Here is a 17,590-nt window from a genome sequence, read left to right as displayed (position 1 = left end):
CACCGCGGCACCGGTGGCCTCGGTGTCCAGCGAACCTGCCGGCCTATCTCCGCTCGGCCGTCAGAAGGGCGCGCAAGTGCTCGATCGTGTAGGGCTTCTTCAGGGTCTGCACGTTTGGAAACCGGGCGGCGATATCTTCGCTGGGGCCGTAGCCGGTTGCGAGGATTACCCCGATCCCCTGTGCGATGCAGCGTTCGACGACAGGGAACGAGACCTCGTCGCCGAGGTTCACATCCGCCAGCACAAACGCAATCCCGCCCTCGTCGAGAACCTTCATCGCATCGACCACGCTGCCGGCGGTTTGGACGGCGGCGGCGCCGAGATCGGACAGCATGTCGGCCGCGTCGAGGGCAATGATCATGTTGTCCTCGACCACGAGCGCGTTGCCGGAAATCCGCGCCGCCCCGTTGGCCGTCGGGGCTTGCGAGACCTTCGGCGTATCGCCCCCTTCCGACGCCCGGACATGTCGTGCGGGCAGGGTGAACTCCGCCTCGACGCCGGTCACCCGGTAGCGCAGATTGGCTTCGCCGCGCAGCTCGAAGGGGATCGACCTTTCGATGATGGTGGTGCCAAAGCCCTTTCGCGTCGGTGGTTTGACAGCCGGGCCATCGCGTTCGTGCCAGCGAAGGGACGCCGTGCCGTCTGCGTCGAGCGCCACATCCAGCGCCACGGATCCGGTCGGCACGCTCAATGCGCCGTATTTCGCGGAGTTCGTGACCAGCTCGTGGACCACCAGGGCCAGGGTGGTAAACCCCTCGGGCGAGAGCTCGATCTCCGCACCGGTGATGTGCACCCGTGGCGATCCGTCTGCCAGAAAGGCGGTCACCTCCGTTTCGACGAGCGCCCTGAAAGACGTCCATGACCATTCGGTGAGGGTAAGTTGGTCGTGGGCGCGCGCCAAGGCGTGAATGCGCGCATCCAGCACCGACTGAAAGGCCTCCACGCTCGTCGAGTCCCCCTGCCCTTGCGATACGAGGCCGCGGATCAGGTTGAGGATGTTGCGAACCCGGTGGTTGAGCTCGGCGATCAGAAGCTCCTGCTGATCCTGCGCGCGTTTGCGCGCCGCGTTGCTCTCGTCGGCAAGTTTGAGAACCACTTCGAGGAGAGTGACCCGCAACGCGTCGGCCGCTCGCCGTTCGCTGTCTTTCCACGCGGCAGAGCGGCCGTGCACCACTTCCTGCCAGGCCTCGAAGCTCTTGCGCGGTGTCAGGCGAATGCCATTCGGCCCCGTCTCGACGGGTTTCTCGGGGTTGCCGGCCCAGGTCACCGATTGCGCGATCTCGCGCCGGAAAAGGACCAGGTAATCGCGCGGCGTGCGCGAGATCGGCAGGGCGAGCAGGCCCGCGGCACGATCGGCGAAGGCCTCCGCCTTCGAGTAGCGCGCGCCCAGGTTCTCGGTCGCGTAGACCTGCGCCGGCGGCGTCGTGTTGAGGAACCGGGCCAGACCGGCGAGCTCGTCTTCCGTCGGGGCGGGTCCGACGGCCTTGTGGCGCCCTTCGGAAAAGATCACCGCACCGTCGAACTCGATGACCTCGCGGATCTCCTCGACGAAGGACTCGAACGTCCCGAACAGAGACCCGCCGCTCGAGAGCTGCGACATGAGCCGGTCATGCAGGCCCCGCGCGCGGTCCACATCGGCCAGCTCGCTGTTCATTTCGAGCTGGGCCAGTTCGTAGTTGAAGAGCTGCGCGAACAGCTCGATCGAGGTGCGGGTCTCGTAGTTGATCGCCCTCGGCGCGTCGTGGTGACAGGCGAACAGGCCCCAGAGTTTGCCCTTGCGCAGGATCGATACCGACATCGACGCCGCGACCCCCATGTTCCTGAGGTACTCGAGGTGGATCGGAGAGACCGCCCGGGTGACGGACAGCGAGAGATCCAGCGGTTCGCCGCTTGGATCGAATTCGGGATGGATCGCGTGCGTGGGGCCGTCCACGTCGGCGATCAGGCGCAACAGGCTGCGGGTATAGAGTGCCCGCGCCTGCTTGGGGATATCGCTTGCCGGGTAGCGCAGGCCGAGAAACGGCGCCTGTCCCGGCTCCTTCACCTCGGCGATGACGGTTCCGCTGTCGTCGTCTTCGAACCGGTAGACCATCACCCGGCCGAAGCCGGAGAGCGCCTTCAGCCCCCGCGCGGCCTCGGCCGCCATGTGCTCGACCGTATCGTGACGCTGCACGCGGGCGATGAGGGCCTGCACCGTTCCGTCGTCCTGCGGCGACCCTTTCACGGCCCGGCGGGGTTCGAATTCGAACAGGATCTGGCGTCCGCTTCTGTGGATCGAGATGTCGAACAGCCGCGCGTCGCCAAACACCGCGTAGCCGAACACGCGGGCATGCCCGTCCTGCGAGCCCAGCACCTGCATCCTGGTGCGCAGATCGTGCACCGTCGGCTCGGAGAAAACCTCCATCAGGCGCGTGCCGATCAGCGTTTCGGACGGCAGCCCGAGGAGCTCGCCGCAGTTCTCCGACGCATGGGTGATCATCCAGTCAGAGGACACCCCGATCAGGCACCCGAAATCCTGCACCCGCCCCAGCCTGTGGATCGGCTCACGATCGCAGTTCGTGAGGTCAACGTCGGCGGACCGGCCGGGGAAATCCGGGTCAGACATGGCGTTCCCTTTCGCAAGAAACCGCAGATTGTGCACAGCGCCTGTAGAAGTCAAACAGGCCGGCGACATCCGCCACGATCCGGTCGGAGATTGCACAAGATGCGTCCATCTCGGCGGCGGATGTGCAGAAATCCTTCCAGCAGGCGATGTAATCCGGCGCGCCGAAATAGTTCCCCGCCGCAAGGACGGCAGGGTCGGTTGACGCCTTCCAGCGCTGTTTGAGGATCACCGTGCCAAGCCGCGAGCCTGCAATGACATAGTCCAGCGCCAGCGGATGCGGCGCTGCCTCGAGCACGGGCGCCGACTCGGGGACCCGGCCCGACAATGCGGCCAGATCGTCCCTTGCCCGGTCGCGCAAGGGTTCGAGGATCGGGGCGCAGCCTGCCCGTCCGGACACCGGCATCAGCGCGCTCAGTGCCTGCACCTGCATCGCCAGAAACGACCGCAGACCACTCTCCGTCGAGATTTCGAAGGCCGAGACCTGGGCGTCCAACGCCTCGTGCGCCTCACGGGTGGCGGAGCGCAGGCGAAGGCGCAGGTTCGCTGGAACGGTTCCATCCATGGGCTGTTTCGCGCGGCTCAATGAGGGTTCAGCCCCGATTGATGTCAGGTGAAACCGCCGGTTGCAAATACAACCGAGGGGCAATGCCGCGGCCGGACTCTGCCGGATTTGCCCGAAGACGGCCGCACGAGACGGGACTCCGGCCATGACCTAAGCGAGGCCGTGGGGGGCGACGAAAACACCTTCGGGCCATTGCCGTGGAACCAAATGCGCCGTGGGACGTTGGCAGGTCGGCCCGGGAGCGCTCGGGGTTTTTCAAGGGATCTCTGCATGACCAAGTCCGACCTCCCCTTCGACCGGTCCGCGGCCCGCTCCGACATGCTCGGAGCAGAACCGCAGGAGGGCGGAACCAACTTCGCGATCTTCAGCGAACACGCCTCGGCGGTGGAGCTGTGCCTCTTCGACGATTCCGGCGCGCCCACGCAGTCGGGGATGCTGCCGGAGATGGAGGGCGGGATATGGTTCGGTTTCCTGCCGGACGTCGGCCCCGGCCAGCGCTATGGCTACCGCGTCCACGGGCCTTACGAGCCGGACCGGGGGCACCGTTTCAATCCCGCAAAGCTGCTCATCGACCCCTACGCCCGCCGTCTCGACCGCGAGTTGATCTGGAACGACGCGGTTTTCGGCTACGACGTCGCCACCGGCGACGACCTCACCTTTGATGACCGCGACAGCGCGCCTTTCGTGCCCAAGGGCGTGGTTTCCGACCCGGTGTTCGACTGGAACGGCGATCTGGCGATCCGCCGCCGCTGGTCGGAAACCGTGATCTACGAGGCGCATCTGCGCGGCCTCACCATGCAGCACCCCGCCGTGCCCGAGGAACAGCGCGGCACCTTCGCGGCGCTCGCCCATCCGGCCGTCCTCGACCACCTCAACCGGATCGGCGTCACGGCGGTCGAGCTGCTCCCGGTGCAATCCTTCCTGCGCGACCAGCACCTCGTCGACAAGGGGCTCACCAATTACTGGGGCTACAATACGATCAACTTCTTCTCGCCCCAGGCCTCCTATCTCGCCGGCGGGCACGTGGAGGAGATCAAGCGCACCGTAAAGGCCCTGCACAAGGCCGGCATCGAGGTGATCCTCGACGTGGTCTACAACCACACCGCCGAGGGCAGCGAGAAGGGCCCGACGCTGAGTTTTCGCGGCATCGACAACCTCACCTATTACCTCACCGATCCCGATCACCCGCGCCACTGCTATGACGTGACCGGCACCGGCAACACGCTCAACGTCGCGCATCCGGCCGTGCTGCGCATGGTGCTCGACAGTTTGCGGTACTGGGTGGAAGTCATGCATATCGACGGGTTTCGCTTCGACCTGGCCTCGACGCTTGGCCGCGAACCGACCGGGTTCGAACGCGAGGGCGCCTTCTTCGCCGCGATGAAGCAGGACCCGGTGCTCTCGTCGGTGAAGCTGATCGCGGAGCCCTGGGATGTGGGCGACGGCGGCTACCAGGTCGGCGGTTTTCCCTGGCCTTTCCGCGAATGGAACGACAAGTTCCGCGACGACGTGCGCGGCTTCTGGCGGCGCGACCCGGAGATGACCGGCCGGTTCTCCGAACGGCTCCTCGGCTCGCCCGTACAGTTCGGCCATTCGCTCCGCCCGGCCACGAGCTCCGTCAATTTCATCGCCGCCCACGACGGCTTCACCCTGCGCGACACGGTCTCCTACAACCACAAGCACAACGAGGCCAATGGCGAGGACGGGCGCGACGGCCACGACCACAACGTCTCTGACAACATGGGGGCGGAAGGCGCGACCGATGACGCGGTCATCAACGACGCCCGCAACGCACGCGTGAAGGCGATGCTCGCGGCGCTGTTCCTGTCGCGCGGCGTACCGATGCTGCTCGCCGGTGACGAAATGGGCAACACGCAGGACGGCAACAACAACGTCTACGCCCAGGACAACGACACATCCTGGCTCGACTGGGATGCGGCCGACACCGATCTCATCGACTGGGTGGCCCGGCTGACCGCGCTGAGGCGCAGCTTTCCGGACCTCTCGAGCCGCACCTTCGAAGGTATTTCCGGCGCGCAGGGCGACCGCCTGGACGCGGTGCACTGGTGGCACCCCGAGGGGCGTCACATGGAGGACAGCGACTGGCCGACGACGCTCTGTTTCGGGTTGATCCTCGACGGCGACGACCACAACCTGCTGATGCTGTTCAACGCGGGTGACGCCACCACGATCACCCTTCCGGAGGGCAACTGGCGGTTGCGGCTCGCGAGCCGCGATCTTGCGCCCGAAGCGCGCCCACTTGAAATGCCCCCTCAGAGCGTTGCGGTATTCGACAATGGCTGACGGGGTCCCAGCGCGGTACTGGGGCGTCGCCCGGTCCGGCGACGGATGGCGCGCCCGGCTCTGGGCCCCCGGGGCGACCCGCGTGGCCGTCGAGATCGACGGCACCCGCCACGACCTCGCCCGCGATGCCGCCGACCGGTTCGAGGGGTATCTCGAAGCCCCCGCCGGTAGCCTCTACCGCCTGGTTGTCGATGACCTGCCGATGGTCGACCCGGCCTCGCGCGCGCAACCCCACGGACTTTTCGGCCCCTCGGCCCTTGTCGATATCTCGGGCTTTCGCTGGCAACACGACCGGCCGGGCCGCCCCTGGCATGAAGCGGTCATCTCCGAGATCCATATCGGCACCTTCACCCCCGAGGGCACCTTTGCCGCTGCCGCCGACCGTCTCGAGGGGCTCGCAGAACTCGGCATCACCGCCATCGAACTGATGCCTTTGAACCAGATCCCGGGGCAGCACGGCTGGGGGTACGACACCGCCCTCCCCTTCGCGCCGCACCACGCCTACGGCACGCCCGAGGATCTCTGCCGGCTGGTCGACCGCGCCCACGGGCTCGGCCTGATGGTGCTGCTCGACGTGGTCTACAACCACTTCGGCCCCGAGGGCGTCAACCTGCACCGCATCGCGCCGCCGTTCTTCGACCAAACCCGCAGCACACCCTGGGGAGCGGCCATCGACTTCACCAAGGAGCCGGTGCGCGATTTCTACCGGGCCAATGCCGTGATGTGGCTGACCGAGTACCGGATCGACGGGTTCCGCTTCGATGCGACCCACCAGATCCAGGACCCCTCCGACATCCATATTCTTGACGAGATCTCCACGGCCGCGCGTGCCGCCGTGGACGGGCCGGTCTACCTGGTCGCCGAGGACGAGCGCAATGACACCGCACTGCGCGAAACCGGAATGCTCGACGCCCATTGGAACGACGATTACCACCACGCGATCCACTGTGCGCTGACCGGAGAGGCGGAGAGCTATTATCGCTCCTTCGCGTTCGATCCGATCGCCGATCTCCTGCTGGCGCTCCGTTCCGGCCAGGTGCGGCAAGGCCAGGAGCGCGCGGGCAGCGACATCGCGCGCGGCAAGCCGTCGGGCCACCTGCCGCCCTGCGCGTTCGTCAATTCCAACCAGACTCACGACCAGGTCGGCAACCGCGCCCTCGGCGAGCGGCTGGTCGCGCTCGCGGGCGGCCCGGCGACCCGCGCCACCCATGCGATGCTGCTCTGCCTGCCCTTCGTGCCGATGCTGTTCATGGGCGAGGAGCGCGGCGAAACCCGTCCCTTCCAGTTCTTCGCCGACCCCGGCGAAGACCTTGCCCAGGCCTACCGCGACGGGCGCCGGGCGGAGTTTGCCGGGTTCTCCGCCTTTGCCGGGGCAACGGTGCCCGACCCCACGTCCCCGGCCACGCGCGATGCCTCGCGCCTCGGCTGGGCCGACGACGACCGTGCGCGCGGCTGGCTGGACCTTACCCGCCGGTGCCTGGCATTCCGACGCGAGCACGTCGTTCCGCGTGTCGCCTCCGGTCTCGTCGGCGACCCCGAAGCCTGGCGCACCGGTCCGCGCTCGATCGCCGCCGAATGGCGCTTCGCCGCCGGCCGCCTTCGGATCGCGGCCAATCTCGGGGCGCTGCCCGACACGCCGCCCGACTGGTCGCCGGACCTTTCCGAGGGCGACCCGGCCCTCTCTCCCTTCGCCTTTGCCATGAGCACATGACCATGTTCCCCACAGCCACCTACCGGCTCCAGCTTCGGGGCGGCGTCGACTTCGCCGCCGCCGAGACATGGCTGCCCCACCTCGCCTCCCTCGGGATCTCGCATCTCTACCTGTCGCCGATCTTTACCGCGCAGGACGGATCGACCCATGGCTACGACATCATCGACCCCGGCGAGATCGACCCGGCCCTCGGCGGCCGCGCGGGCTTCTCCAGCCTCGCAAGGGCGGCCAGGGCGCAGGGTCTCGGGCTGATCCTCGATATCGTCCCGAACCATACCGCCTTCACCCCGGCCAATCCCTGGCTGCGCGACGTCCTGCGCTACGGCGAACACAGCCGTTTCGCGCATCATTTCGACATCGATTGGCAGGCGGGACCGCTGGTCCTGCCGCTGCTCGACGGCACCTTCGACCAGGCGCTGGAACGCGGCGACCTCTCGCTGCGGCGCGAGGCCGGCCGGCCGGTGCTAGAAGCGCCGGGGCTTACCCTGCCGCTTGCCCCCGGCACGGACATCTCCCGCAATGACCGCGACGCCCTGCGCGCCGTCCACGACGCCCAATCCTGGCGGCTGACCGATTGGCGCTACGAACGTGACGGGGTGACCCATCGGCGGTTCTTCAACGTCACGTCGCTGATCGGGATGCAGGTCGAACGGGCCGAGGTCTTCGAAGACATGCATGCGCTCCTGTTCGATCTTGTCGATGCAGGAGAGGTCGATGGCGTGCGGGTCGACCATGTCGATGGGCTGGCCGACCCGACGGGGTACCTCCGTCGTCTTGCCGCGAACCTCGGACCGGTGCCGATCTGGGTCGAGAAGATCCTGGTCGGCGAAGAAAAGCTGCCCGACTGGCCGGTCGCCGGCACGACCGGCTACGAGGCCGCGCGCGCCATCGCCTGCGTGCTTACCGACGAAGCCGGCTGGCAGCGGCTGCACGCGCTCTGGCAGGAGGAAACCGGCCGCGACATGAGCTTCCGCGAAGCACTTGCCGAGGCCAAGGACCAGGTGCTGCGCGAGGAACTTGCGGCCGAACTGCACGAGCTGATCGCGCTGTGCAAACCGGTGCTAGGCGACGATCCAGAAACCGACGCGGGCGCCGAATCCATTCGTGAGGCGGTCTTCGCCCTGCTCATCGCCTTCCCGCGTTACCGCAGCTACATCCAGCCCGGGCGTCCGCCCCGCGAGGTTGACGTGACCTTGTGGCAGGAGGTGGCCGAGAAGGCCGCGCAAGGCCTCCGTTCGGATCGGGTGGTCCGCGCTCTCGTCGAGGCGATCCTGCGATCCGAGACCGCCGAAGAGGCGGCGCTCACCCGGCGGTTCCAGCAGGTGTCGGGGGCGCTGCTCGCGAAGGCACAGGAAGACACCGCGGGGTTCCGCTGGGTGCCCTGTCTCGCCGCAAACGAAGTGGGCGCCGAACCCGACGAGCCCGCCTGGGACGCGGCGCAGTTCCTCGACTGGGCGGCGACCCGAGGATCACGCGGGCTCACCCTGACCTCGTCGCACGACACCAAGCGCAGCGAGGACGCGCGGATGCGGCTCGTTGCGCTTACGCATTGCCCCGACGACTTCGCCGCGCTGTGGGCCCGCGCCCGCGCCCTGCCCGAAGCCACTGCCCCCGATCCGAACCAATGCTGGTACATCCTGCAGTCTCTGATCGCGCTCTGGCAGCCCGGTGGCCATCCGATCGCACAGGATCTCGCCGACCGGCTCGTGCAGCATACTGAAAAGGCCCTGCGCGAGGCGAAGGAGACGACAACTTGGGCGCACCCGGACGCCGAGGTCGAAGAGGCCGCGGCTGCATTTGCCCGGGCGCTGGTGGCCGACTGGACGCGGGACGAGCCACCGCAGCTTGCCCCGATCCTTGCCGCGGGCGAGGCGCTGTCACGCCTGCAGCTCGAACTGAAACTCGCGCTCCCGGGCGTGCCCGACTTCTACCAGGGGGCGGAGGGGGCGCTCCTCGACCTCACCGACCCCGACAACCGCCGCCCCGTCTCGCCTGCCGAAATGGAAGCCCTGTGTTCGTCCTCCGGAGCCGCCGGAGCGAAGTGCCGTCTGACCCGCGCCCGTCTCACCGGGGCCGAGCCTGATGACCGCGACCTGCCCCCGACGGATCCGAGCGCTCGGATCATGGCACGCTACGCGCCGCTTCTGGACCGCTGCCGTGAACAGAGCCTTGGCATTTCCCCTGGGGCTGGCGCTGTCTAGGATTGCCCGGGCAGCGAATACGCGCCTGGCGGACACAGATCGACGGTCCGAGATACTGCAATACGGCTCAGCGGACCGGACTTTCAAAGCAACTTCGACATCCAACCACATTCCGCGTGCTGTGGCCAAGTCGTCGGGCCTGCGTTTCCGTTCGATCCCGTGATGGCCGGCGTCGCGCCCAGGACGCCATCTGGTTGAAGCCTGACGGAGTTTGTACCGGGTTACTGCCCCGGATCGCCGCATCCGGTGATCCGGTTCCGATTTCCGGCGGCAGGTCGTTACGCTCCCGATCCCGCGAGCTCGTCCGCCTGCAGCATGTTCTCGATGGCGCGGAGGGTCTTGCTGTAGTGCTCGGTCAGGACCTTCTCGGCCTCCTCGATCGTCCCCTCGAGCACGACGGTCATCAGCTCCTCGTGCTCGATGTTTCCATCGCGCCCGTTGTCGTTGTTGAGGTTGGCGATGTAGATGTAGCGCGCCGCCTGATCGGCCAGCTGGTCACAGAATTCCACGATCCAGCGGGAGCCGCAGTTTCCGATCAACGTCCGGTGAAAGTTCCGGTGTTCGATGTGCCACTCCGGCAAACGCTCACTGAAATCCTCGCTTCTTCCGATCCGGGCCAGGCGGTGATAGGCGACCACCACGGCTTCTTCCCATTCGTCGGTGCGGTTCTCCATCGATTGGCGCAGGGCCAGGCACTCGACCAGACAGCGGGTTCGGCCCAGCTCCTGCCAGGCCGCCAGGTCCATCACCGGAGCGGTGTATCCTCGCCTTTCGTGGCGATCGACAAGCCTCTCGGCGGCGAGGCGCGAAAGCGCCTCGCGCACGGCGTTGTTGCCGACACCGTATTCCGTGGCAATGGCCTCGATCCGGAGCTTCTCACAGGGGCCATACGCGCCATGAAGCAAGTCATTTCGCAGCTTCTCGTAAACCGTCGTCGCCAGGGTCGATCGTTCGTTTGCCTTGGTCATGCGATGGCTGCCCTGCGGTTTGGTACGTTTCCGGTCACGACTGTACCGGCTTCGTGGTGCTGCTGCGATCCCAGAAGACAAATTTGTGCTGCATCCACGTCACCAGGCCGAACATGAGCACTCCCAGCAGGCTGAGGTAGATGATTAGCGAAAACACCCTTGGCGTATCAAGTTGCGACGCGGCCGCGCGTATGAGTTCGCCGAAACCCTGGCCGCCGCCGAGTAGCTCGCCGGCCACCGCGCCGCCCACGACGCTGATCGAGGCGATCTTCAGACCGGTGAAGAATTGCGGCAGTCCGGAAGGGATCTTCAGCATGATCAGCGTCTGAAGGCGCGAGGCCCGTATGCTCTGGAACAGCATGCGGCCATTCGCATCGGCCGCGTGCAGGCCCGCAGCCGTACCGACCACGATCGGAAACACCGATATGAACGCGGCCAGCGCCACCTTGGAGCCGATGCCGAAACCGAGCCACGACACGAAGAGCGGGGCAAAGGCGATCTTGGGCATGGTGTCGATGGCGACGATATACGGCATCACCGCGCGTTCGCCGAAGGTCGTCTCGCCTACCAAAATCCCGAGCGTCACGCCGATGGTCACGGCGATGGCGAAGCCGACAAGGACTTCCTTGGTCGTGACCCAGAAGGCAGACAGCATGTATCCGCCCGACAGCAGGTTCCGGCCGACAAATCCAAGGTCCGACACCGTGTCCGACAGGGTCGGCAGGATCAGCGGCGAGACCAGCCCCGAGATCGACACGAGGTGCCATGTTGCGAGGAACAGCGCCATGAGCACCGTCATCGAGACCCACCGGGGCACGCGGGCCGACCAGGATACTTTCTGAACCCAGACGGTATCGGTCATCGCTGCTGCGTCAGCGGGCATTTGGGCCTGGTCGGTCACAGGAAGGCTCCCTTGTCCAGTAGGTTGCGGATCGTCGTGGCATAGGCGCCGAACTCGGGCAGGCTGGTCATTTCCAGGGTGCGCGGGCGCGGCAGGTCGATCCGGACCGATTGCACCACGCGTCCCGGCCGGGACGACATGACGTGCACGACGTCGGACAGGATGACCGCTTCCGAGATCGAATGGGTGATCAGGAAGGCAGATGCCTCGCGCTCCATGCAGACGCGCTGCAACTCGAGGTTCATGAAGTCCCGCGTGATTTCGTCGAGCGCGCTGAACGGTTCGTCGAGCAGCAGGACCTGGGGATCCGAGATCAGCATACGGCAAATGGCTGCACGTTGCGCCATGCCACCGGAGAGCTCGCTCGGGAAGGCATCCTCGAAACCGCCCAGGCCGACAAGTTGCAACAGGCGTTCTGCGCGTCCCCGTTCCGCACGGGCGGCCTTGCGGCCGTGGCGCACCTCTATCGGCAGGAGGATGTTCTCGGCGGTCGTCCGCCAGGGGAACAGGGTCGCGTGCTGGAACATCATGCCTATGTCGTCGCGCGGACCAAGCACCGGCGTACCGCCCAGCATGACGCTGCCCCTGGACGGCGGCATCAGCCCCGCCATGATCTTGAGCAGCGTGGTCTTTCCGCACCCGCTGGAACCGATGACGGAGTGGAACTCGCCCTTTGGCAGGGTCAGGCTGACGCCGTCCAGCGCAACGACCTTGCCATCGTTGAAGAACCGGGAGACGCCGGTCAGTTCGTAGACCGGCCGGGGTGTGTCCCCGACCGATACCAGTTTGGCGACCGCGCTCATTCGGCGGCGTTCCAGATTTCGATGAACTGGTTGGTGTAGGCCCGCGTCAGGTCCGGCAGCGGGGCATCCAGGTCGCCGGACTCGACCAGCGTCGCCTGCCAGCGCTCCCAGCTTTCGGGGTTCTGGTAGCCATAGCCCTTCGCGGGGTCTGCCGGCGTCGTCAGGTAGAAGTAGGTATCCAGCAGCGCCGAGGCGAATTCCTTGTCTTCGAGCTGCTGCGGGTTGCCGAGCTTGGCGTTCTCCATGGTCTCCTCGCGATGCTCCGGATCGGTGCCGAAGCGCATGCCACGAACGATCGCGCGTCCGAAACCCTCAACCACATCGCGGTTCTCTTCCATGAACTCCCGCGTCACCGCATAGCCGTTGCCGAAGTAGCCCTTGAATTCCGGCGGGGTGAGGTTCGCAAGGTCGATCCCGCGCAGGCGCAGCGTGGCCATGCCGGCGGTGTCCGAGGCAAAGGCATCGATCGAGTCCTGCATGAAGCCGGCCACGGCCATCCCGCCTTCGCCGACGGTGAGGAAGGTGTAATCCTCTCCGTCCTTCATGCCGTAGGAGTCGAAGATCGAGCGGACGAAAGCAACCTCGGCACCGTCGGAAGTACCGACACCGACGACCTTGCCCTTCAGGTCCTCGGGCGAGGAAAATCCGGAGTCCGATTCAGCGACAAGGCTGAACTGGCTCGAGGCGAAGTAGTTGTAGATGTAGACGATGTCTTCGCCGGCCTCGCGGGCGTTTAGCAGCGGCCCCGGCCCGGGGTGGCCGAACTGGGCCTGGCCCGCCGCAAGCACCTGCAGCACCTGCGCAGATCCGTTGACGCTTTGGACATCGACCTCGATACCTTCCTCGGCGAAATACCCTTCGGCAATGGCGTTGTAGAGCGCGAAGTAGCCGATGCCGCCCGGGCTGGGCAGCGCAAGCGTAACCTTGGTCGTCTCCTGCGCCTCGGCGCCGAATGTCAGTGCGGCGAGAACCGCTGCTGCCGCCGTTCCGGCAAGGACTTGTCTTCTGAGTGGCATGGGAACCTCCGTGTTGTTTGTGAGCCGAAGAACGCACTATTAGGGAGATCTGTCAACAATTGTGCATTTTATTGTGGTGAAATTTATTTTTGTGCACTATTCATGAGCGGGACATTCAACAGCGAGGGAAATCCATGTCCTGCAAGTCTTTCGTCGTGCCTGCACCCGAACAGGTGTCACTGCCGGTTGCCGGCAGCGATGCGGAATTTCCGGTGCGCCGGATCTACTGTATCGGCAAGAACTATGTGGCCCACGTCCGGGAAATGGGCGGCGACGAATCACGGGATTTCCCGATCATCTTCCAGAAGCCGGTCGACTCGATCATCCACGCAGGCGGCACGGTTCCCTACCCGCCCATGACCGATGACTTCCATCACGAGATCGAACTGATGGTCGCGATGAAATCCGGTGGCTACAACATCCCGCTGGAGGACGCCCTGTCGCATGTGTACGGCTATGGCGTGTGTATCGACATGACCCGGCGCCACCTTGTCGAAACGCCGATCACCCCGAACATGCCCTGGGAGCTGAAGAAGTCCTTCGACCACTCCGCGCCCTGCAGCGCCATTCAGCCGGTCGAAGTGGTGGGTCATCCCGACAAGGGGGCGATTCAGCTCTCCGTCGATGGCGAGCTGCGCCAGAACTCGGACCTGAGCCTGATGATCTGGCGCGTGCCGGAGATCATCTCGACACTGTCGCGCTACTTCTCGATCGAACCGGGCGACATCATCATGGCCGGAACGCCGGACGGCGTCGGTCCGGTCCTGCCGGGCAACCGCATGGAAGGCAGGATCGAGAACGTCGGCGCGCTCGAAGTGACAGTGGGCGAACCTGCCTGACCCCTGCTTCTAGCTGATGACAATGCGCCGCTCGCGTTGGGCGGCGCACGCAATCTGCCCAGCTGCCCCCTGACGGAGACCTCATGACCGACTTCACCACCCGCCCCGAGATCCGTGGCACTTTCGGCGTCGTGACGTCGACCCACTGGATCGCTTCCGCTGTCGGTTTCGGCATCCTTGAAAAGGGCGGCAATGCCTTCGATGCAGCCGTGGCCTGCGGCCTCGTCCTGCAGGTTGTCGAGCCGCACCTCAATGGCCCGGCCGGCGATCTTCCGGCCATCCTGCACGATGCGCAGAGCGGCAAGATCCGCGTGTTGTGCGCGCAGGGTGTGGCGCCGGCGGGGGCGACGATCGCGCAGTATCGCGCCGAGGGGCTGTCGCTGGTGCCCGGCTCGGGGCTGCTGGCGACTGTCGTGCCTGGCGCGTTCGACGGCTGGATGTTGATGCTGCGCGACCACGGCACGCTCAGCCTTCGGGACGTGTTGGAACCGGCAATTGGCTATGCCCGCGACGGACATCCGATGCTTCCGGCAGTCTCGCGGGCAATCGACGGGCTGGCTGAATTCTTCGCGCGCGAATGGCCCACCTCGGCAGCAGTATGGACGCCCGGCGGGTCGGTGCCCGAGCCGAATGCGTTGTTCCGCAACCCCGACCTGGCGGATACCTACGAGCGACTCCTTTCGGAGGCCGAGGTCCAGTCCGGCCGGGACGCGCAGATCGATGCGGCACGCGCGATCTGGCGCGAGGGGTTCGTGGCCGACGCGATCTGCGACTACCTCGAGACCGCGGAAGTGATGGACGTGTCCGGCAGTGCGCACCGCGCGGTCCTGGACCGCGACGACATGAAGAACTGGCAGGCCAGCTACGAAGAAACGACGAGCCTCGACTACCACGGGTGGCGCGTGCACAAGACCGGGCCCTGGGGTCAGGGTCCTGTGCTTCTGCAGGCGCTCGCGATCCTTCGGGGGATCGACTTCGACACGATGGACCCGAACGGCCCGGACTTCGTGCATACGGTCATTGAAGCGATCAAGCTGGCCTATGCCGACCGCGAGGCGTTCTATGGCGATCCGGAGCATTCCGAAATCCCGATGGATGTGCTGCTGTCCGAGGAGTACGCCGCCTCGCGCCGTGCCTTGATCGGCAAGAGGGCCTCGCTGGAGCAGCGACCGGGCAGGATACCGGGTTTCGAGCACCTTGCGGATGCCTGCATCGCGCGCGCCGCGCGGACCGTTCAGGCCGAAACAGGCGCCAGCGCCGGCGAGCCGACCATGGCGCACCTGACCGACCGGCGCGGCGACACGGTGCACCTGGATGTCATCGACCGCTGGGGCAACATGGTGTCGGCCACGCCTTCGGGCGGGTGGCTGCAATCCTCGCCGGTCATTCCCGGGCTCGGCTTTCCGCTGAACAGTCGGGCCCAGATGTTCTGGCTGGAAGAGGGGATGCCCGGTTCGCTTGCCCCCGGCCGCCGCCCGCGAACCACCCTGACACCGAGCCTGGCCGAAAAGGATGGACGGCGCATCGCCTTTGGCACACCGGGCGGGGATCAGCAGGACCAATGGCAGTTGATCTGGTTCCTGCGCTTCGTTCATCACGGGATGGATCTGCAGCAGGGCATCGACGCGCCGCTGTTCCATTCGCTGCATTTCCAGGGCTCGTTCTACCCGCGCGAGGCAAAACCGGGCGTCATGATGATCGAACCGGGCGTGGACGAGGCCACGATTGCGGCGCTTCGCGCGCGCGGGCACGAGGTCGTTGTCGCAGCCCCGTGGACTGTCGGCCGTCTGACCGCTGCCCTTCGCGAGGCCGATGGCACGGTGCAAGGGGCGGCCACGCCGCGCCTGATGCAAGCCTATGCAATCGGGCGCTGAGGGATGACTGAATTCAGCATGCCGATGCTTGCATACCTTGCGGCCGTGGCTGCCGGGTCAGGCGTGCTCGGCGGGATACTTGCCGGGCTTCTCGGGGTTGGAGGCGGCATCGTGATCGTGCCGGCACTCTACTTTGCCTTGTCGGCCTTCGGTCTTGCCGAGGGCAACGCAATGCAGGTGGCCGTAGGAACCTCGCTGGCAACCATCGTGTTCACTTCGTTGTCCTCGGCCGGGGGGCATTACCGGCGTGGCGCGATCGACATGGCGCTGTTGCGTTTGTGGGCCCCGTCCATCCTGATCGGCGTCTTTCTCGGCGCGGGTATCGGCGGTTTCGCAAGTGGCACGGCCCTGGTCGCGGTCTTCGCCGCGGTGGCGGCGCTGGTCGCAGTCGACATGCTGTTCCGCACGCCTTCGGAGCCGGGCACTCCGCGCAGTTTCTCGCGGCCGGTATGGGCAAGTCTGGGAGTCGTGGCCGGAGCGATCTCCGCGATGATGGGGATCGGCGGTGGCACGGTTTGCGTTCCGCTTCTGAATTTCCTCGGCTACGACATCAGAAAGGCCGTCGGAACCAGTGCCGCGATAGGCTTCGTGATCGGCGTTCCGGGCACCTTGGTTTACGCCGCGACCGGATGGGGCAGCGACGGGCTGCCACCTTTTTCCCTGGGGTATGTAAACCTTGTCGGTGTGGCTCTGATCGTGCCGCTGTCGATGGCGTTCGCCCGAGTGGGTGTGCGTCTGGCTCACAGTATTCCACGGAGCGCGCTGCGGTTGGCATTCGGGGTGTTCCTGGGGCTGACGGCGCTGCGCATGTTCCTCGATCTGCTTCGGTAGTCGGGTGTGCGGTGCCGGTAATGCGTGATTCAGAATGGTGATCGCCCCGGCGGCAGCGGCACCCTGCCCCATGTCGCCGGCCCGCAACCATTCACGCCCGGTTCAGAAACCTGATGTATCTCGTCACGAACAGATTCTTGCCCTTCGCCTTGCGCGTCAGGAAGTCCCCTGCCGTAAACAGGCTGAGGAAGGAAATGCCGCGCCTTAGGCCGAGCGGCACGAGGCGTGGTGCCTTGGTGCCCCATGGTTTGCAGGGCTTCATTTCTTCGAGCGGCTGGCCAGCCATGAGCCCCTTCAGCGTTGACTTGAGCCAGGGCAGCTGGCGGCTCGTCGCGACGATGGTCATGCCGTCGCCCCCATCGGCCACGTCTCCGGCGGCGAAGACGTTGGGCAGAGACGACGGCCGCAGCCACTGCTCCACCTTGCTCCGGTTCGCGGTGCCTTTCTGCGTGTCAGGCAGGCCATCGATCAGTTCGGAACTGGCGCGCGATCCGAGGACGGGGAAGGTCAGGTCGAAATCCTGCTCCGTGCCATCCGACAGCCTCAGCCGACATGCACAGGGTTCGGTTATGCTTTGGAGGTTCTCGGCCTTGCTTCCAAGTGTGAGGGACACGCAACTTTTTTGACAGTGCGGTGCCAAGCTTTTCCGGCTTGGTGGGAAACAGGCGGTCCAAATCCGAGACAAGCGTGAACTTCTTGTCCGGCTTGGCATGGGCGATCTCGCCTGCCAGTTCCGTGCCGACGGCCCTGGCACCGACGATGCCGGTCGACCGAGCCGCCTTGAGCTGCTCGTTGATGCGCTGGTTGGCCTGCCACAGCCCCTCGATGCCGTCGCCCACAGGAATGAAGGGAGTGGCGTTGGAGGAGCCGCCGCAAATGATTGCAATTCGTTTGGACATGGGGGTGTTTCCTTACTGGGCGGCCAGGTGGCGGGTCATGGGGGGAAGGAGCAGAGACCGCGCGGATCCGGGAGTT

The 17,590-nt window shown here is 65.9% G+C and carries 14 protein-coding genes; 6 read left to right on the top strand and 8 right to left on the bottom strand.

Features of this window, described 5'->3' with window-relative positions; translation table 11 throughout:
* Nucleotides 1–43: 43 nt before the first annotated feature.
* Both CHB86_RS14410 and CHB86_RS14405 read right to left on the bottom strand, forming a co-directional pair.
* The gene (locus tag CHB86_RS14410) at nucleotides 44–2,605 is read right to left on the bottom strand and encodes an HWE histidine kinase domain-containing protein (RefSeq protein ID WP_089233759.1); all 2,562 of its coding nucleotides are present in this window, start codon (nucleotides 2,603–2,605) and stop codon (nucleotides 44–46) included.
* Nucleotides 2,598–3,167, bottom strand: coding sequence for a biliverdin-producing heme oxygenase (locus tag CHB86_RS14405; RefSeq protein ID WP_089233758.1), 570 nt, complete (start codon nucleotides 3,165–3,167; stop codon nucleotides 2,598–2,600). Before CHB86_RS14405 ends, CHB86_RS14410 begins: the two co-directional genes overlap by 8 nt.
* 270 nt (nucleotides 3,168–3,437) lie before the next feature.
* Here CHB86_RS14405 and glgX point away from each other — a divergent pair, with 270 nt between their 5' ends.
* The 3 genes from glgX to treY are packed head-to-tail and all read left to right on the top strand — an operon-like array spanning nucleotide 3,438 to nucleotide 9,383.
* Nucleotides 3,438–5,471 carry a glycogen debranching protein GlgX gene (gene glgX, locus CHB86_RS14400; RefSeq protein WP_089233757.1) on the top strand — a complete coding sequence of 678 codons (2,034 nt, stop codon included), beginning with the start codon at nucleotides 3,438–3,440 and terminating at the stop codon, nucleotides 5,469–5,471.
* Nucleotides 5,464–7,182 (top strand): malto-oligosyltrehalose trehalohydrolase, encoded by a 1,719-nt coding sequence (gene treZ, locus CHB86_RS14395; protein WP_089233756.1) that lies wholly within the window; start codon nucleotides 5,464–5,466, stop codon nucleotides 7,180–7,182. The genes glgX and treZ overlap by 8 nt, the downstream gene beginning before the upstream one ends.
* A 2-nt stretch (nucleotides 7,183–7,184) precedes the next feature.
* Nucleotides 7,185–9,383 (top strand): malto-oligosyltrehalose synthase, encoded by a 2,199-nt coding sequence (treY, locus tag CHB86_RS14390; protein WP_176442883.1) that lies wholly within the window; start codon nucleotides 7,185–7,187, stop codon nucleotides 9,381–9,383.
* Nucleotides 9,384–9,661: 278 nt separating this feature from the next.
* Here treY and CHB86_RS14385 read toward each other — a convergent pair whose 3' ends face one another.
* Genes CHB86_RS14385 through CHB86_RS14370 form a run of 4 tightly spaced genes read right to left on the bottom strand, consistent with a single transcriptional unit; the run spans nucleotide 9,662 to nucleotide 13,071 of the window.
* Complete coding sequence (locus tag CHB86_RS14385; RefSeq protein WP_089233754.1) at nucleotides 9,662–10,351, bottom strand: GntR family transcriptional regulator; 690 nt, start codon at nucleotides 10,349–10,351, stop codon at nucleotides 9,662–9,664.
* A 34-nt stretch (nucleotides 10,352–10,385) separates the two neighbouring features.
* Entirely contained in the window at nucleotides 10,386–11,234 is an 849-nt protein-coding gene (locus CHB86_RS14380; protein WP_089233937.1) for an ABC transporter permease, read from the bottom strand.
* A gap of 14 nt (nucleotides 11,235–11,248) precedes the next feature.
* Nucleotides 11,249–12,055 (bottom strand): ABC transporter ATP-binding protein, encoded by an 807-nt coding sequence (locus CHB86_RS14375; RefSeq protein ID WP_089233753.1) that lies wholly within the window; start codon nucleotides 12,053–12,055, stop codon nucleotides 11,249–11,251.
* Nucleotides 12,052–13,071, bottom strand: coding sequence for an ABC transporter substrate-binding protein (locus CHB86_RS14370; RefSeq protein ID WP_089233752.1), 1,020 nt, complete (start codon nucleotides 13,069–13,071; stop codon nucleotides 12,052–12,054). The genes CHB86_RS14375 and CHB86_RS14370 overlap by 4 nt, the downstream gene beginning before the upstream one ends.
* A gap of 134 nt (nucleotides 13,072–13,205) precedes the next feature.
* Between CHB86_RS14370 and CHB86_RS14365 the strand changes: the two genes are divergently transcribed.
* From CHB86_RS14365 to CHB86_RS14355, 3 genes are all read left to right on the top strand, one after another.
* Entirely contained in the window at nucleotides 13,206–13,910 is a 705-nt protein-coding gene (locus CHB86_RS14365) for a fumarylacetoacetate hydrolase family protein (protein ID WP_089233751.1), read from the top strand.
* An 83-nt stretch (nucleotides 13,911–13,993) separates the two neighbouring features.
* Complete coding sequence (locus tag CHB86_RS14360) at nucleotides 13,994–15,784, top strand: gamma-glutamyltransferase family protein (protein ID WP_089233750.1); 1,791 nt, start codon at nucleotides 13,994–13,996, stop codon at nucleotides 15,782–15,784.
* A 3-nt stretch (nucleotides 15,785–15,787) separates the two neighbouring features.
* Nucleotides 15,788–16,615 carry a sulfite exporter TauE/SafE family protein gene (locus CHB86_RS14355; protein ID WP_217898318.1) on the top strand — a complete coding sequence of 276 codons (828 nt, stop codon included), beginning with the start codon at nucleotides 15,788–15,790 and terminating at the stop codon, nucleotides 16,613–16,615.
* 91 nt (nucleotides 16,616–16,706) lie between these two features.
* On the opposite strand, the gene CHB86_RS25315 is transcribed toward CHB86_RS14355, so the two are convergent.
* Both CHB86_RS25315 and CHB86_RS25310 read right to left on the bottom strand, forming a co-directional pair.
* Nucleotides 16,707–17,036: a hypothetical protein gene (locus CHB86_RS25315; RefSeq protein WP_342747470.1), complete on the bottom strand. Its 330-nt coding sequence runs from the start codon at nucleotides 17,034–17,036 to the stop codon at nucleotides 16,707–16,709.
* Nucleotides 17,037–17,067: 31 nt separating this feature from the next.
* A complete protein-coding gene (locus CHB86_RS25310) occupies nucleotides 17,068–17,514 on the bottom strand; it encodes a hypothetical protein (RefSeq protein WP_342747469.1) in 447 nt (148 codons plus the stop codon).
* Nucleotides 17,515–17,590: the final 76 nt, after the last annotated feature.

Origin of the sequence: Tropicimonas sediminicola, from assembly GCF_900188335.1 — a bacterium.
Classification (GTDB): Bacteria; Pseudomonadota; Alphaproteobacteria; order Rhodobacterales; family Rhodobacteraceae; genus Tropicimonas; species Tropicimonas sediminicola.
The sequence above is the reverse complement of the archived record's forward strand: the minus strand, read 5'-3'. Positions and strand labels throughout refer to the sequence as shown.

What these genes read in the sequence shown, in the direction of transcription:
- CHB86_RS14410 (WP_089233759.1), bottom strand. Translation starts at nt 2,605, where the DNA reads ATGTCTGACCCGGATTTCCCCGGCCGGTCCGCCGACGTTGACCTCACG.
- glgX (WP_089233757.1), top strand. Translation starts at nt 3,438, where the DNA reads ATGACCAAGTCCGACCTCCCCTTCGACCGGTCCGCGGCCCGCTCCGAC.
- CHB86_RS14360 (WP_089233750.1), top strand. Translation starts at nt 13,994, where the DNA reads ATGACCGACTTCACCACCCGCCCCGAGATCCGTGGCACTTTCGGCGTC.
- CHB86_RS25310 (WP_342747469.1), bottom strand. Translation starts at nt 17,514, where the DNA reads ATGTCCAAACGAATTGCAATCATTTGCGGCGGCTCCTCCAACGCCACT.
- CHB86_RS14355 (WP_217898318.1), top strand. Translation starts at nt 15,788, where the DNA reads ATGACTGAATTCAGCATGCCGATGCTTGCATACCTTGCGGCCGTGGCT.
- CHB86_RS14375 (WP_089233753.1), bottom strand. Translation starts at nt 12,055, where the DNA reads ATGAGCGCGGTCGCCAAACTGGTATCGGTCGGGGACACACCCCGGCCG.
- CHB86_RS14370 (WP_089233752.1), bottom strand. Translation starts at nt 13,071, where the DNA reads ATGCCACTCAGAAGACAAGTCCTTGCCGGAACGGCGGCAGCAGCGGTT.
- CHB86_RS14405 (WP_089233758.1), bottom strand. Translation starts at nt 3,167, where the DNA reads ATGGATGGAACCGTTCCAGCGAACCTGCGCCTTCGCCTGCGCTCCGCC.
- CHB86_RS14380 (WP_089233937.1), bottom strand. Translation starts at nt 11,234, where the DNA reads ATGCCCGCTGACGCAGCAGCGATGACCGATACCGTCTGGGTTCAGAAA.
- treY (WP_176442883.1), top strand. Translation starts at nt 7,185, where the DNA reads ATGTTCCCCACAGCCACCTACCGGCTCCAGCTTCGGGGCGGCGTCGAC.
- CHB86_RS14365 (WP_089233751.1), top strand. Translation starts at nt 13,206, where the DNA reads ATGTCCTGCAAGTCTTTCGTCGTGCCTGCACCCGAACAGGTGTCACTG.
- CHB86_RS14385 (WP_089233754.1), bottom strand. Translation starts at nt 10,351, where the DNA reads ATGACCAAGGCAAACGAACGATCGACCCTGGCGACGACGGTTTACGAG.
- treZ (WP_089233756.1), top strand. Translation starts at nt 5,464, where the DNA reads ATGGCTGACGGGGTCCCAGCGCGGTACTGGGGCGTCGCCCGGTCCGGC.